Here is a 14,639-nt window from a genome sequence, read left to right on the forward strand (position 1 = left end):
CATCAATGCTGGCCGATCAGAATCCGGTTGAGCCCATACACGCGATCGAGCAGCAGCATCGCGCCGGCGGTGATGAAGATCACCAGCGCGGACACGGAGGCCATCATCGGATCGATCGATTCGGTCGCGTACATGTACATGCGCACCGGCAGCGTGACGGTTTGCGGCGAGGTGACGAAAATCGACATCGTCAATTCGTCGAAGCTGTTGATGAAGGCGAGCAGCCAGCCGCCGGTAATGCCCGGCAGAATCATCGGAAAGGTGATGCGGCGAAACGTGGTCCACGCATCGGCGCCGAGCGAGTGCGCCGCGTGTTCGACGCTGCGGTCCTGTCCGCTGATCGAGGCCAGCACCAGGCGCATCACGAACGGCGTGATGATGATCATGTGCGCGAGCACGAGCCACGCGAACGAGCCGGTCGCGCCGATGAGCGCGAAAAAGCGCAGCAGCGCGATGCCGAGCACGAGGCCGGGAATCACCAGTGGCGAGAGCAGCAGGCCGTTGAGAAAGCCGCGGCCCGGAAAGCGCGCGCGGCCGATCGCCAACGCGGCGGGCAGTGCGACGATCAACGACAAGGTTGCGGAGGCGAACGCCAGCTTCAGGCTGTTGACGAACGCCGAGATGAAATCGGGGTAGTTGAGGATCGCGCGAAACCACCGCAGCGAGACGCCGTGCGTGGGCAGCGTGAGCGTTTCGTCCGGTGTGAAGGCGACCAGCACGACGATCACGAGCGGCGCAAGCACGAACGCAATGACGAGCGTGTGGAAAATCAGCGCGATGGGTCCGTTCTTTCTCATGATGTTCTCACTCGGCGGGCCGATGAATTAACCCAGGCTTCTGGTGTACTTGCGTTCCAGAACCTGGTAGTAAGTGAGCATCACGATCAGATTCGCGACCAGTAGCAGCAGCGCGATGGTCGCGCCGAGCGGCCAGTTCAGCGAGCCGAGGAATTCGTCGTAGACGGCGGTGGCGGCAACTTTCAGCCGCCGTCCGCCGAGCAGGCCGGGAATCGCGAAGGCGCTCGCGGAGAGGCCGAACACCATCAGGCTGCCCGACAGAATGCCCGGCGTGAGTTGCGGCAGCACGATGCGGCGCAGCGTGGCGGCGGGCGAGGCCATCAGCGAAAGCGCGGCGTTTTCCGTTTGCGGGTCGAGCTTTTGCAACGCCGTCCACACCGGAATCACCATGAACGGCAGCATCACGTGCACCAGTGCGATGACGATCGCGAAGGTGGTGTATTCGAGCTTGTACGGCCCGAGTCCGAACAGGCCGAACGCCTGATTCACGAGGCCGTTGGTGTTGAGCAGCATGCTCCAGCCGAAGGCGCGCACCACCACCGACACCAGCAAGGGCGCGAGAATCACCAGCAGGAACATCGAGCGATACGGATCGCGCATGCGCGACAGCACATACGCTTCGGGCGTGCCGATCACGACGCACAGCAGCGTGACCAGAGATGCGATGCCGAAGGTGCGCAGGAAAATCGTGTGGAAATACGACGAGCCCAGCACTTCCGCGTAATTGCCGAACTGGAATGCCGCGAGCGGCCCGCTGGCCGGGTCGAAGCGATAGAAGGTGAGCACGAGCGTCATCAGGAGCGGCGCCAGCACGAGCGCCGCGAAGAGCAGGAATGCGGGCAGGCACATCAGCCATAGCGGCAAGAACGCGTGCCACGGCGCGCGCCTGGCGTGGGCGGCGTTCATGCCGCTGTCGTCGGCAGCGGGCAGCGTGCTAGCCATGTTGCGCATCCCGTTGAATGAAGCGGATCGCTTCGCTGTTCCAGTCGACGCCGACCGCCGCGCCTTCCGGCAGCGGCTCGCTGCCTTCGTTCTGACAGCACACCAGCACTTCGCCGAGGCGGCTGTCGAGGCGATACAGCCATTGGCTGCCGAGGAAGAAGCGGCTCGTCACGGTGGCCGGCACGCGTCCCGCGTTCGGCGCGCACAGGCGCAGCTTTTCCGGGCGGATGCACAAGGTCACCGCATCGCCGACGTCGATCACGCGCTCGCGCATCGGCAGTTGCCTGGTGTGGCCGGTTTCGGCGAGGTCGTGGCCGAGGTCGATGCGGATCGCGTCGCCGTCGCGCGCGATCACGGTGCCCGGCAGCATGTTGGCCTTGCCGATGAACTGCGAAACGAAGCGGTTCTCGGGGCGTTCATAGGCTTCGTATGGCGTGTCGATCTGCGTGATGCGGCCGGCTTCCATCACCACGACGCGATCGCTGATCGACAGCGCTTCCGACTGATCGTGCGTGACCATGATGGTGGTCGTGCCGATCTTGCGTTGAATCGCGCGCAGCTCGAACTGCATGTCCTCGCGCAGCTTGGCGTCGAGATTCGACATGGGTTCGTCGAGCAGCAGCACGGGCGGCGCGATCACGATTGCGCGGGCCAGCGCCACGCGTTGCCGCTGTCCGCCGGACAACTCGCGCGGAAAGCGATGCGCGAGCGTGTCGAGCCGCACCAGCGCGAGCACTTCACGCACGCGTTCGTTGCGCTCGGCCTTGCCGACGTTGCGCATTTCCAGCCCGAAGCCGACGTTGTCGGCCACGCTCATGTGCGGGAACAGCGCATAGCTCTGGAACACGATGCCGAGGCCGCGCCGGTTCGGCTTCATGTGCGTGATGTCGCGGCCGTCGAGCGTGATGCACCCGCGTGTCGTTTCCACGAAGCCCGCGATCATTTGCAGCGTGGTGGTCTTGCCGCAGCCGGACGGCCCGAGCAACGAAACGAACTCGCCTTTTTCCACCGACAGGTTCACGTCGGCGACTGCTTGCAGGTCGCCGAACGATTTCGTTACGTCCGTGAGTGTGAGGAACGACATGATCTGGCCTTTGGATGTTCGACGCCGGTTCAATCGACTGCTGCCTCGATGGAGCCGACTCTAGCCAGCCAAATTACATGGCGTCAATTTCAAATTCCGTTTGGCGGTAGAAGATTAGAAAAAATTCCGTTTGACGGAATGTATTCGGGCGAAGCCACGGTAACTGTTCCGCTGCATGAGCTACGGAAAACCCCTATGAATTACCGTGCTCGCCGTCTTGTAAAAGGATCGGCCCGAACATTCCATTCGAAGATAAAACGCTCTATAGTGTTCCGGCCAATGAAATAGCTGAGATCGCTAACGATGAATGCCGCCGCCAAACGAGATACCGACACCGCACTCGCCGAAACAGGCAATGCGCCCGGCACAGGCATGCTGGAGCGCGCGTTCGCGGTGATCCGCGCGTTATCCGAAGCGCAACCCGAGGGCGGCCGCGTCACGCGTCTCGCGAAAGCGGTGGGGCTCACGCAAGGCACCGTCCATCGCATCCTGCATGCGTTGATCGCCCAGGGCATCGTCGAACAGGACGAGAACTCGAAGCTGTACCGCCTGAGTGTCGACTTCTTCGCGCTCGCCGCGCAGGCCGGCAATCCGAGCGGCATGCGCACGCTATGCCGTCCCGCCTTGCTGCGGCTGTGCGCCAGTCTCGGCGACACGATCTTTCTATTGGTCAAAAGCAGTTTCGACGCGGTGTGTCTCGACATCTGCGAAGGGCCGTTTCCGATCCGCTCGTTCACCGGCGATATCGGCGGGCGCGTGGCATTGGGCGTTGGCCAAGGGAGTCTCGCGATTCTCGCGTTCCTGCCGGAAGCGGAGCGTGAGGAGATCATTCGCTTCAACGTGCCGCGTATTCGCGGCTACGGCGTGCTCGACGAAGTGTATTTGCGCACCGAGATCGAACGCGTGCGCCAGTTGGGGTACGCGGGCCGCAACAGCGGCGTACTCGACGGCATGGCGGGCGTGGCCGTGCCGATTCTGGACCGTACCGGCGTGGCGGTGGCGGCCTTGAGCGTCGGCACGCTGGCGGCGCGTCTCGGCGACGACCGCTTGCCGATGGTGGTCGAATTGCTGCGCCGCCAGGCGGATGCGATCGGTCCGCAAACCAATCCGTTCGATGTCGCGTTGCGCCGGCCGATGCACGGCTTGTCGCGCGCGATGACAACCGAGCGGATCACCGGCTAGACGAGGCATGAAAAAGGCGTCACGTGGAATCAACCGGCGTGACGCCATTCGGAAGCCGCGAAAACCGTTGCGTTTAGCGCCTAGAACACCTTCACCGGCACATTCACCACCAGCCGGTACTCCATGTTGTTGCCGTCCGAGTAGTGGTACTGGCCGTTGTGCCACATCGCGATGAAGGTGATCTTCGTGTCCTTGAAGCGGCCGCTTTGCAGCGTATAGCTCGGAATGAAGCCGAACTCGTGATGATGGCCGTGCACGGGCTCACCGTTCTTCCAGTACAGATCATGCAGCGGGGCCGAGGGCGAGGCATTCTCCGCCGCGCCCGCCGACCCGTCCGCGCCCCAGCCATAGGCGCCCCAGAACATCGCCTTGAGTCCCGGCAAGCCGGCGTACTTGCCGTCGAACGTATAGCGCAATTGCAACGACTGCTCGTGCGGCGCGTTGTAGTCCACATCCATCGAGTTGGTGAGATAGATGCCGTTGGTCTCGTTGATGTAGTCGAAGAACTGGTCGCCGAGCACCTGCTGGTAGCCGAGCAGCAGCGCGTGCGGGCCGTGCTGCGCGGACACCGAGAGGCTGTACGCGTTGCTGTTGATATGCCCCTGGCGCGAGGCGCCGGTGTCGTGCGTCGAGTAGACGTTCGCGAGGCCGCTCCACTTGATCGTGCCGGGATCGCCGAACGATTGCGACACGGAACCGTAGTATTGACGCCAGACGTCGTCGGCCTGGTCGATATACAAGGACATCTCGCCGTTTTTGGCGTAATGCCAGGTGCCGCCCACATAGGTCACGCGGTCGATACGCGTGCCGCCGTAGGAAGTCGTCAGGTTGCTCAGGTTCGTATGGCCGCGGGCATCGACCTTGGTGAAGCTGCCGGCTTCGAGCGTGGTGTGCACCAGATCGTTGCTGACCAGCGAGACACCCAGGAAAGTCGGCGGCAACGCGCGATTGTCGTGGGGTTCGAGGAACGGATTGGCGACCGTCTGCAAGCCGTACTTCACCACCGTTTCCGAAATGCGCCCCTTGATGTCGTACATGCCGGGGTAGGCCCACGCGAGTTGCCGCGAACCGCCGCCGTCCTTGCCGACGTGCACCATGTTGCCCGCGCCGTTGCCGCCGTCGAGCTTGAGCGCGGCGAACAGCGACGCGTCCACGCCGAAGCCGATCAGCCCTTGCGTGTAGCCCGATTCATAGTTGACTTGCGCGCCTTGCACCCATGCGTGGCGATAAAGCGAGGGCGGCCCCTCGAAGTAATCCGAGTAGTTGCGGAACTGCAGGTTCAGATGGCTATCGGCGATGAAGCCCTTGCTGGCTGCCTGGCTCGACGGCGGCGTGGGCGGCGTGACGGTCTGATCGGCTTCCGCGTTGACGATTGCGTTGGTGGTATCCGGCTGATCGTTGCGCACCTGGCCGCCCGAATTCGCCCTGCGCTTGTTCGCGGTCTCGGCTTGCGCCTGCTGCGTGGGGGACGACAACGTTTGCGCGAGTGTTTGAGTGCTGGACGTGCTGGAGGTGGGCTGCGTTACGGCATCGTCGGCGTAGGCACTCGCGGCGACAGTTAGAGCGGGGAGGGTGAATGCGCAGCAAAGGAGGGTAGCTGTGCCGGATTTTTTTGAGCGGTTTTTTGTTGGGTTATTCATTAACGGTGTCTCCGTTTATTGTGGTGAATCCTTGGCTGGCGGTTAGCCAGTCCACGTTTACCGCTCGTCACAGAAACGACAGGACGAGCGGATCCAACGGCGCGACGGCCCGTCGCGCCGGGGAATACGGTTTTAAGTTCTCAGGCTGTGTGCTTTAGCTGTTCGCCAAGGGCGCTTCCTCCGGGGCGTGCCCCACGCGAATGCAGGCCACGCGCGTCGCGTTCGCACCGTGCGTGACGGGCTGCGGAATCTGCGTGGCGCAAGCGTCGATCGCATCCGGGCAGCGCGTGCGAAACGCGCAACCGGAAGGCGGATTCAGCGGCGACGCGATCTCGCCGCGCAACAGCAGATGACGCCGCGCGCGTTCGACGGCCGGATCGGGCACCGGCACGGCGGAGAGCAACGCGCGCGTGTACGGATGACGCGGCGTGCGGTACACGTCGCGCTTGTCGCCGAACTCCATCACACGTCCGAGGTACATCACCAGCACGCGGTGGCTGATCGCCTTGACGACCGCGAGATCGTGCGCGACGAACAGCAGCGAGAGCGACAACTCGCGTTGCAGATCGCGCAGCAGGTTGACGATCTGCGCCTGGATTGACACATCGAGCGCGGACACCGGTTCGTCGCAGATCACCAGTTGCGGCTCGCCGATCAAGGCGCGCGCGATGCCGACGCGCTGGCACTGTCCGCCGGAAAACTCATGGGGATAGCGGCGCAAGTGCTGCGCGTTGAGGCCGACGCGTTCGAGCATGGTCAGCACGCGCCGCTGCACGTCGGTGCGCGCAAGGTTCTGGCCGTGCGTGAGCAGCGGCTCCGCGACGATCTGTTCGATCGTCATGCGCGGATCGAGCGAGGCGAGCGGGTCCTGGAAAATCATCTGCACGTCGCGGCGCAAGCGCGAGGTATTGCGTGTCGTGCTCGAAGTCGACGCGGGCAGCACGGTTTCGTCGCCGAGCCAGCGCACGCTGCCGCTCGCCACCGGCGCGAGTCCGACGATCGCGCGCGCCAGCGTGGATTTGCCGCAACCCGATTCGCCGACGAGCCCGACGGTTTCGCCGCGCCGCACGTCGAACGACACGCCGTCCACCGCGCGCAGCGTCGTCTTGCCGGACCACGGAAAGCCGCCGCGCGGCACGCCGAATTGCACCTTGAGATTCTCGACCGACAGCAGCGTGGCCGCGTTCTGGTTAGCAAGAGGAGTCGCGTTCATGCGTGTTGTGCCTCGATGATTTCCGCAACCGGCCGATGGCACGCGCGCAACGCGTCGAGATAGCCCTCTGCCGCGGCAAGCGGCGGACGCGATTCGCGGCACCGCTCGCTGCAAAACGCGCAGCGCGGCGCGAATGCGCAGCCCGCGCCGACCTCGCCGGGCAGCGGCGGATTGCCGGGAATGGTTTGCAGCGGACGGTCGTCGTCTTCGTCGGTGAGGCGCGGCAGCGCGTTCAGCAAGCCGAGCGTGTACGGATGCGTCGGCGCGGCGAACAGCGCGGCGGCGCTCGCCTGCTCGACGGTCTGGCCGGCGTACATCACCATCACGTCGTCGCATAGACCGGCGACCACGCCCATGTCGTGCGTGATCAGAATGATCGCGGTGCCGCGTTCGCGGTTCAGCTCGCGCAGCAATTCGATGATCTGCGCCTGCACGGTGACGTCGAGCGCGGTGGTGGGTTCGTCGGCGATCAGGATTTCCGGCTCGGAGAGCAGCGCCATGGCGATCATCACGCGCTGGCGCATGCCGCCGGAGAACTCGTGCGGATACATGCCGATGCGCCGCGCGGCGTCGGGAATGCGCACGGATTCGAGCGTTTCGATCGCACGGCGGCGCGCTTCGCGGCGCGGCATCTTGCGGTGCAGTTGCAGCGTTTCGGTCATCTGCCGTTCGATCGTGAGGAACGGATTGAGCGAGGTCATCGGGTCCTGGAAGATCATGCCGATGCGGTCGCCGCGAATCCTGTTGAGCTCCGCCTCGGTCATGGTCAGCAGATTTTCGCCGCGATAGCTCGCCGTGCCCGACACGCGGCCGTTGCCCGCCAGCAGACCCAGCAGCGCCATCACGGTCTGACTCTTGCCCGATCCCGATTCGCCGACAATGCCGAGCGTCCGGCCGGCTTCCAATGAAAACGACACGCCCTGCACCGCGTCGACGGGGGCGCCTTCGCGGCGCGTAAAGCGCACGCCGAGGTCCTTGACTTCGAGTAGCGGCATGTCAGCGGTCCTTCGGATCGAATGCGTCGCGCAAACCGTCGCCGACGAAATTCACGCAATACAGCGTCACGCACAGCATCACGGCGGGGCACAGCAGGAGCCACGGCATGGATTCGAGCTTCTGCGCGCCGTCCTGGATCAGCACGCCCCAGCTCGTCATCGGTTCCTGCACGCCGAGGCCGAGAAACGACAGCACCGATTCGGTCAGCACAATGTTCGGCACCGTCACGCTCGCGTACACGACGACCACGCCGAACAGATTCGGCACGATGTGGCGCGCGATGATCGAGCGCGAACTCACGCCGATCGCGCGGGCCGCGTCGATGAATTCGCGCGAGCGCAGCGACAGCGTCTGGCCGCGCACCACGCGCGCCATGTCGAGCCACGAGAACGCGCTGATGGTCAGCACGACCAGATAGAACGCGCGGCCGAACAGGGTCATCATCAGGATCGCGATCAGCATGTAGGGGATCGCGTACATCATGTCGACGATGCGCATCATCACCGCGTCGACGCGGCCGCCCAGATAGCCGGCGCTCGCGCCGTAGGTGACGCCGATCAGCCCCGATACCAGCGTGCCGAGCAGGCCGACTTCGAGCGACACGCGCCCGCCTTGCAGCGTGCGCGCGAGCAGGTCGCGGCCGAGTTCGTCGGTGCCGAACCAGTGCGCGTTTTGCCAGGTGGGCGGCAGGCTGATCGCGCTCCAGTCGCTGTCGATCGGTCCGTTCGGCAAGAGCCACGGACCGGCCACGCAGGCGATCACGATCAGAAGCAGCACGACGGAGCCGGTCAACGCCGCGCGATTGCGCACGAAGCGCATGGCGGCGGTGGCGAGCGGCCCGCGCGAGCGCGGCGCTCCGGCGATGGCCGCGAGCGGATCGAGCGCCGCGGCGGTCGTTTGAAGAGAGCGGGACATGGATCAGTACCGGATGCGCGGATCGAGCCATGCATACGCGAGGTCGACCAGCAGATTGAACAGCACGGCGATCGCCGTGGTCAGCACGACGAGGCCGAGCACGAGCGTGTAGTCGCGATTGATCGCCCCGTTGACGACCAGTTGGCCGACGCCCGGCAGCGCGAACACCGATTCGGTGACCACCGCCGCGGTGATCGACGAGATGCACACCGAGCCGAGCAGCGACACGACCGGCATCAACGCGGGCTTGAGCGCGTGGCGCAACACGATCGTGCGGCCCGGCAGACCCTTGGCGCGCGCCGTGCGGATGAAGTTGCCCGACAGCACCTCGATCATGCTGCCGCGCATCACGCGGGCGATCGCGGCGACGTTGATGAAGGTGAGCAGCACGATCGGCAGCACGCGATAGCGCCATTCGCCTTCGCCCCAGCCGCCGGCCGGCAGCCAGCCGTGACCTTCGGAGGTTCTGAGCAGAATCGCGAAGATCCACACCAGCACCGGGCCGAGAACGAACGGCGGCACCACGTTGCCGATATTGCCGAGCACCATCACCGCGTGATCGACGAAACGGTCGCGCCGCACGGCGGCGAGCGTGCCGAGCGTGACGCCGATCACGAGCGCGATCGGCACCGACACGCCGCCCACGCCGAGGCTCACCGGCAACGCCTTCCACACCAGATCGTTGACCGACCAGTCGGCGTAGCGGAACGACGGCCCGAGATCGCCGTGCAGCAGCGAGCCGAGGTAGTGCAGGTATTGCAGCCACAACGGTTCGTCGAGGTGATATTTGGCGTTGAGGTTCGCGAGCACGGCCGCCGACAATTGCTTCTCGGTGTCGAACGGCCCGCCCGGCGTGAGGTGCAGCAGCAGGTAGCACGCGGTGATCACGGCGAGAATCGTCGGGATCGCCCAGAGCGTGCGGCGCAGCGTGTAAGCCAGCATGACGGTGCTCCCGCGCTTAGTGCTTGATCAGATACATGTCTTGCGTGGCGCGCTGATCGACGTAATTGGTCGACGTGTAGCCGCCGACATACGGCTTCACCAGCCGCACCGCCGAATACTGGAAGAGCGGCACCATCGGGTAGTCGTTCATCGCCAGATCGTGCGCCTGCGTGAGCATGGCGGTGCGTTTCGCGTCGTCGAGTTGCTGGTTGGCTTCATCGACCAGTTTGTCGACTTGCGGATTGCAATAGCGCTGATCGTTCTGCACGCTGTGGCAGCGTATCAAGTCAAAATACGACATGGCGTCGTTGTAGTCGACGAACCAGCCGTCGCGCGAGGCTTGCACCTTGCCGTCGTGGCGCTGCTTGAGCAGCACCTTGTACTCCACGTTCTCCAGTTTCGCGTTCACGCCGAGCTTGGTGCGCCATTCGGAGGAGGCGAATAGCGCGACCTTTTTATGCAGATCGTTGGTGTTGTACGTGAAGGTGAAGGTGAGCGGCTTCGCGTCCGAATAGCCGGCGGCCTTCAGCAGATTGCGTGCGTATTCCATGCGCCTGGGCATCGGCCAGGCGGCCCAGTCAGGCTTGAAGACCGCCGCGCCTTGCGTGCCCTTGGAGATCAGGCCGTACATCGGCAATTCGCCGTCCGCGGTCAGACGCTGGGTCAGCAGGTCGCGATCCAGCACCATCGACAGCGCCTGGCGCACGCGCTTGTCCTTGAACACCGGGTCTTCGTTGTTCAGGCTGTAGTAATACGTGGCGATCTGCAGGCCGGTTTTCAGTTCGGAGCCGAACTGCTTGCCGACCTGCGTATAGACGCCCGACGGAATCGTATAGGTGTAGTCGAACTGGCCGGCCTGATACATGCGCATCGCCGTTTCGTCGTTTTCGATCGGCAGGTAGGTCACTTTCGTGATCACGACCTTGCCGGCATTCCAGTACGTGCTGCTTTTCGTGCCCACGAGGCGGTTGCTCGGCTGCCAGTCGGTCAGCGCATAAGGACCGTTGCCGACGAAGTTGCCGGGCCGGGTCCACTCGCCGCCGAACTTCGTCACGACCGCGCGGTTGACCGGAACCATCGTCGGCATGGCGGTGAGTTGCGGGAAGAACGCGGCCGGCACCTCGGTGGTGACTTCCAGCGTGTAGGGATCAGGCGCGCGCACGCCGAGGCTCGTCATCGGCGCTTTGCCGGCGAGAATCGCCTTGGCGTTCTTCACGAATTCGACCAGCACCGTGTACTTCGAGCCGGTTTTCGGATCGAGCACGCGCTGCCATGCATAGACGAAGTCCGCCGCCGTGACCGGCTGCCCGTTGCTCCAGCGCGCGTCGTGGCGCAGCTTGAACACCCATGTGTCGGGCCCGGTGCGCGTCCACGATTGGGCGACGCCCGGCACGACCGCGCCGGCCGCGTCGATGCGCGTCAGACCTTCGAACAGGTCGAGCGCGATCGTATTGCCGGTCCAGGATTCGACGTGCGCGGGGTCGAGCGATTCGGTTTCGGCGGGCACCTGGCGGGTCAATTCCTGGCTGGCGGCGAGCGTGACGCCGGCGGGCACGTTGACTGCGAATGCGGAAGACTGAAACGTAAGGACGAGCGCGGTCAGCGCCGTCGCGTAGGCAAACGGGGTTTTCATCGGTTGAGATCGCGGATAAGGTCGAGAGAAGAACGCGTGGCGCGAGAGCGCCTGGTTATCTGCGTGGCTCGGGCCAGGGCGGCCCTTGTTGCTTGTCCGGCATCGAGGATTCCTTGCATTTGTTAATGCAGGCAATCCCTGACCGGCTCAACCGGAAAAGTTGCCTGCTCTTTAGAACAGTCTCGGTGTGCCCACCCAGACGACCACCGACTCGATACGCGCGGTGTTCATCCAGCTATGCGGCACCGTCGATTCGTAATGCGCGCTGTCTCCCGCGTGCAATACGAACGTCTTGCCTTCCAGCGTCAACGACACTTCGCCGTCGATCACGTAAATGAACTCTTCTCCGGCATGCGTCGTGACCTCGGAGCGCTTCTGCCCTGGCGGCATCCTGACGAGGATCGCTTCAAGCTGACGACCGCCCGTCAGATTGGTCAGCCGCGCGAACAGATTGGCCGAATCCGCAAAACCGAAAAACTTCAACTGATCCCCGCGACTCACGCAGCGTTCCTCGCTGGGTGTGTCGACGAAATACTGCACCGTTACGCCAAGCGCGCCGGCAATCCCGGCCAGCGAAGTGATGGACGGTGACGCCAGGCCGCGCTCGACTTGCGACAGGAACGGCTTGGAAATACCCGCCGCGGTTGCCGTGTCATCCAGCGTGCGCTTGAGCCGTTGCCGCAGCGCGCGGATCTTGCTGCCTAGTTCAAGTGCCGGATTGCTCTTTTGAATTGTCGTGACCATAGCAGGAGGAAATTAGCCCGTCAAAATTTGTTTGATATAAGTAAATATGGTTTGATCGCGGCTTGGACCGAGGCGCGGGCGATTGAACCCCTGGTCGTGGAAGGAACCGCTTTTAGAGACAGGCTCTATGTTGCCAGAAGCGAACGCGGCTCCCGCCAATTCGGCTTTGACGATGCCGAAAACAGCAGTGTTGCAAAGGGTGACGGCATTTATGCTGACTGAGTATTAGCGGGAATAAACGCATGGCGTCTTGAAGGGCGTATGCCGGGTAAACGCCGCGAGCGAGAACAAAAAAATGGCGCGCCGTTTCACACGGCGCGCCATTTTGCATTTATCCGCAGCGCGTCAGCGCCGCGTATCCAACGCTTTACTCCGGCATCTTCCTGAACGAAACCGCAATCCGGTTCCAGCCGTTGATCGCGATGAGCAACAAGGTCAGATCGCTGATCTCCTGATCGGTGAAATGCGGTTTGACCGCTTCCCACACCGCGTCCGGCACATGCGTTTGCGCGACCAGCGTGACGGCTTCCGTCCATTCGAGCGCCGCGCGTTCGCGCTCGGTGAAAAACGGCGCTTCACGCCAGGCGGCTATCGTGGCGAGACGCCGGTCGGTTTCGCCGTGCTTGCGCGCGTCCGCGACGTGCATGTCGAGGCAGAACGCGCAGCCGTTCAGTTGCGACGCGCGAATCCGCACCAGTTCCGCAAGCGTCTTGTCGACCGTGCTTTTGCCGATGGTTTCCTCGAGCGCGAGCATCGCGCGCGTGCCGCTCGGGTTGGCCTTGTAGAAGTCGAGACGTGCCTGCATGAGTTTCTCCTTTCGTAAATGTCCGCTCGTGGCGCGACGACGGAGGTAAGCTTACGATCGCCATTGGTCTTTCGGAATAACCATTTTCTGGATATTCGAGGTAACCACTCAAATGGAAATCCACATCGCCGTCGAAGGGCATCACGATCTGTCGGGACAGATTTATCGGCAGTTGCGCGCCGGCATTCTCGAAGGACGTCTTGCCGGCGGCACGCGCTTGCCGTCCACGCGCGATCTCGCCACGCAACTGGGCGTGTCGCGCAAGACCACGCTCGACGTATTCGAGCGGCTTCTGTCCGAGGGCTATCTCAGCGCTCGCGCGGGTTCGGGCACCTTCGTCGCCGACGGCCTGGAGCGTCTGCCCTCGGAGCGCTCGCCGCACGCGCGGGCCGCCGAAGCGGCCCGCGAACGGGCCAAGGCGAGGGCGAAGGGCGCGGCGCGCGCGCAACCGCTGTGGGAAGCGATGCCCGAGACCCTGCCGTTGCCGCGACCTTCGGTGAGGTCGCCGCAAGACTTCGTCGGCGGCGCGACGGACAAGACGCTGTTTCCCTTCGACGTCTGGCGCCGCTGCGTGAATCACGCGTTGCGTGCGCAAGCGCGCGCGCCGGGCACCTATCGCGATGCGGCGGGCGAGCAGGAGTTGCGCCTCGCGATCTCGCGCTACCTCGCGTTCAACCGCGCGGTGTCGAGCAACTGGGAAGACGTGATCGTGACGCAAGGCGCGCAGCACGCACTCGATCTGATGGCGCGCATCACGTTGCGCCCCGGCGAGATCGCGGCTGTCGAAGACCCCGGCTATCCGCCGGCGCTCGCGTGTTTCAAAGCCACGGGCGCGCGCGTCGCGCCGGTGCCGGTGGATGGCGAAGGGCTGATCGTGAGCAAGCTGCCGGACAAGGCGCGGCTCGTCTACGTGACCCCTTCGCATCAGTTTCCGCTCGGCATGCCGATGAGTCTGGAGCGGCGCGTCGAGTTGCTCGAATGGGCGCAGAAACGCGGCGCGGTGATCATCGAGGACGACTACGACTGCGAGTACCGTTTCGAGGGCCGTCCGATGGAGCCGCTGAAAAGCCTCGATCGCGCCGGGCTCGTCGCCTACGTCGGCACGTTTTCGAAGACGATCTTTCCCGAGTTGCGGGTCGGCTACATGGTGCCGCCGGCTTCGCTGTTCGGCGCGCTCTTCAAGGCGCGGCAGATCGCGGACTGGCACGGCTGCACGCTCACGCAAACCGCGCTTGCGTCCTTCATGCTCAACGGCGACTTCGCCAAGCATCTGCGGCGCACGCACAAGGCGTATGCGGCGCGGCGCGCGATGTTGCTGGAGCATCTGCGCGGCGGCCTCGCGCCGTGGCTGGAACCGATCGTGCCGACGGCCGGTATCCACATGGCTGCGCGCCTAAGAGCGCCGTTGACGGAGCAGGCGGTCGTGGGCGCGGCGCGTGAAGCGTCGATCGGTCTGTACGGAATCGCGCCGTTTTATCAGCGCGTGAAGCCGCAGGCAGGCTTGATATTCGGCTATGGCGCCATCGCCGTGGAGCACATCGACGCGGCGCTCACGAGGCTCGCGCAGATACTTCCGCGCCTTGTGCGCTGATCGTCTCGCGAAGAAAACACCGCTATTCATGCGGTGAAATGGCTTGTAACGCGCGTTACGAGTTCGTATCGCCGACCTCGCGAGATTCGCTAACGGACCGGTTTACCCGCTAAAACAAGCCTCAAAATGCGTTGCGCAGTCTGCGCCACGCAACA

13 protein-coding genes are annotated in these 14,639 nt (G+C 64.0%); 2 read left to right on the top strand and 11 right to left on the bottom strand.

The genetic code is table 11. The features are described from left to right. Window positions 1-2: 2 nt before the first annotated feature. Genes ACOCG7_RS03480 through ACOCG7_RS03490 form a run of 3 tightly spaced genes read right to left on the bottom strand, consistent with a single transcriptional unit; the run spans window position 3 to window position 2,823 of the window. Entirely contained in the window at window positions 3-797 is a 795-nt protein-coding gene (locus ACOCG7_RS03480) for an ABC transporter permease (protein WP_083082580.1), read from the bottom strand. A gap of 27 nt (window positions 798-824) precedes the next feature. Beyond that, a complete protein-coding gene (locus ACOCG7_RS03485; RefSeq protein WP_421376844.1) occupies window positions 825-1,739 on the bottom strand; it encodes an ABC transporter permease in 915 nt (304 codons plus the stop codon). Beyond that, complete coding sequence (locus tag ACOCG7_RS03490) at window positions 1,732-2,823, bottom strand: ABC transporter ATP-binding protein (RefSeq protein ID WP_421376846.1); 1,092 nt, start codon at window positions 2,821-2,823, stop codon at window positions 1,732-1,734. Before ACOCG7_RS03490 ends, ACOCG7_RS03485 begins: the two co-directional genes overlap by 8 nt. 303 nt (window positions 2,824-3,126) lie before the next feature. Between ACOCG7_RS03490 and ACOCG7_RS03495 the strand changes: the two genes are divergently transcribed. Beyond that, a complete protein-coding gene (locus ACOCG7_RS03495; RefSeq protein WP_154872116.1) occupies window positions 3,127-4,005 on the top strand; it encodes an IclR family transcriptional regulator in 879 nt (292 codons plus the stop codon). 80 nt (window positions 4,006-4,085) lie between these two features. Here the strand turns inward: ACOCG7_RS03495 and ACOCG7_RS03500 are convergent, their stop codons facing one another. The 8 genes from ACOCG7_RS03500 to ACOCG7_RS03535 all read right to left on the bottom strand — a co-directional run bounded on the left by ACOCG7_RS03500 (window position 4,086) and on the right by ACOCG7_RS03535 (window position 12,893). After that, window positions 4,086-5,645: an OprD family outer membrane porin gene (locus ACOCG7_RS03500; RefSeq protein ID WP_310129482.1), complete on the bottom strand. Its 1,560-nt coding sequence runs from the start codon at window positions 5,643-5,645 to the stop codon at window positions 4,086-4,088. A gap of 154 nt (window positions 5,646-5,799) precedes the next feature. Continuing rightward, complete coding sequence (locus ACOCG7_RS03505) at window positions 5,800-6,858, bottom strand: oligopeptide/dipeptide ABC transporter ATP-binding protein (RefSeq protein ID WP_310129480.1); 1,059 nt, start codon at window positions 6,856-6,858, stop codon at window positions 5,800-5,802. Continuing rightward, a complete protein-coding gene (locus tag ACOCG7_RS03510) occupies window positions 6,855-7,853 on the bottom strand; it encodes an ABC transporter ATP-binding protein (protein ID WP_244745943.1) in 999 nt (332 codons plus the stop codon). Before ACOCG7_RS03510 ends, ACOCG7_RS03505 begins: the two co-directional genes overlap by 4 nt. A 1-nt stretch (window position 7,854) precedes the next feature. Continuing rightward, entirely contained in the window at window positions 7,855-8,769 is a 915-nt protein-coding gene (locus tag ACOCG7_RS03515) for an ABC transporter permease (protein ID WP_421376849.1), read from the bottom strand. 3 nt (window positions 8,770-8,772) lie between these two features. After that, window positions 8,773-9,711: an ABC transporter permease subunit gene (locus ACOCG7_RS03520; protein ID WP_083082571.1), complete on the bottom strand. Its 939-nt coding sequence runs from the start codon at window positions 9,709-9,711 to the stop codon at window positions 8,773-8,775. Window positions 9,712-9,727: 16 nt separating this feature from the next. Beyond that, entirely contained in the window at window positions 9,728-11,344 is a 1,617-nt protein-coding gene (locus ACOCG7_RS03525) for a peptide ABC transporter substrate-binding protein (protein ID WP_421376851.1), read from the bottom strand. 171 nt (window positions 11,345-11,515) lie between these two features. Continuing rightward, window positions 11,516-12,088 (bottom strand): cupin domain-containing protein, encoded by a 573-nt coding sequence (locus ACOCG7_RS03530; protein WP_073432490.1) that lies wholly within the window; start codon window positions 12,086-12,088, stop codon window positions 11,516-11,518. Window positions 12,089-12,455: 367 nt separating this feature from the next. Further along, window positions 12,456-12,893, bottom strand: a complete 438-nt coding sequence (locus tag ACOCG7_RS03535) for a carboxymuconolactone decarboxylase family protein (RefSeq protein WP_244745948.1) — start codon at window positions 12,891-12,893, stop codon at window positions 12,456-12,458. Window positions 12,894-13,005: 112 nt separating this feature from the next. Here ACOCG7_RS03535 and ACOCG7_RS03540 point away from each other — a divergent pair, with 112 nt between their 5' ends. After that, entirely contained in the window at window positions 13,006-14,484 is a 1,479-nt protein-coding gene (locus tag ACOCG7_RS03540) for a PLP-dependent aminotransferase family protein (protein ID WP_244745951.1), read from the top strand. The last annotated feature ends 155 nt before the right edge of the window (window positions 14,485-14,639 follow it).

Origin of the sequence: Paraburkholderia sp. DD10 (assembly GCF_049177125.1) — a bacterium.
Classification (GTDB): Bacteria; Pseudomonadota; Gammaproteobacteria; order Burkholderiales; family Burkholderiaceae; genus Paraburkholderia; species Paraburkholderia terricola.

Excerpts from the sequence above, each read along its gene's own strand:
- ACOCG7_RS03500 (WP_310129482.1), bottom strand. The coding sequence starts at position 5,645 with ATGAATAACCCAACAAAAAACCGCTCAAAAAAATCCGGCACAGCTACC.
- ACOCG7_RS03515 (WP_421376849.1), bottom strand. The coding sequence starts at position 8,769 with ATGTCCCGCTCTCTTCAAACGACCGCCGCGGCGCTCGATCCGCTCGCG.
- ACOCG7_RS03510 (WP_244745943.1), bottom strand. The coding sequence starts at position 7,853 with ATGCCGCTACTCGAAGTCAAGGACCTCGGCGTGCGCTTTACGCGCCGC.
- ACOCG7_RS03485 (WP_421376844.1), bottom strand. The coding sequence starts at position 1,739 with ATGGCTAGCACGCTGCCCGCTGCCGACGACAGCGGCATGAACGCCGCC.
- ACOCG7_RS03480 (WP_083082580.1), bottom strand. The coding sequence starts at position 797 with ATGAGAAAGAACGGACCCATCGCGCTGATTTTCCACACGCTCGTCATT.
- ACOCG7_RS03530 (WP_073432490.1), bottom strand. The coding sequence starts at position 12,088 with ATGGTCACGACAATTCAAAAGAGCAATCCGGCACTTGAACTAGGCAGC.
- ACOCG7_RS03505 (WP_310129480.1), bottom strand. The coding sequence starts at position 6,858 with ATGAACGCGACTCCTCTTGCTAACCAGAACGCGGCCACGCTGCTGTCG.
- ACOCG7_RS03495 (WP_154872116.1), top strand. The coding sequence starts at position 3,127 with ATGAATGCCGCCGCCAAACGAGATACCGACACCGCACTCGCCGAAACA.
- ACOCG7_RS03540 (WP_244745951.1), top strand. The coding sequence starts at position 13,006 with ATGGAAATCCACATCGCCGTCGAAGGGCATCACGATCTGTCGGGACAG.
- ACOCG7_RS03535 (WP_244745948.1), bottom strand. The coding sequence starts at position 12,893 with ATGCAGGCACGTCTCGACTTCTACAAGGCCAACCCGAGCGGCACGCGC.
- ACOCG7_RS03525 (WP_421376851.1), bottom strand. The coding sequence starts at position 11,344 with ATGAAAACCCCGTTTGCCTACGCGACGGCGCTGACCGCGCTCGTCCTT.
- ACOCG7_RS03520 (WP_083082571.1), bottom strand. The coding sequence starts at position 9,711 with ATGCTGGCTTACACGCTGCGCCGCACGCTCTGGGCGATCCCGACGATT.
- ACOCG7_RS03490 (WP_421376846.1), bottom strand. The coding sequence starts at position 2,823 with ATGTCGTTCCTCACACTCACGGACGTAACGAAATCGTTCGGCGACCTG.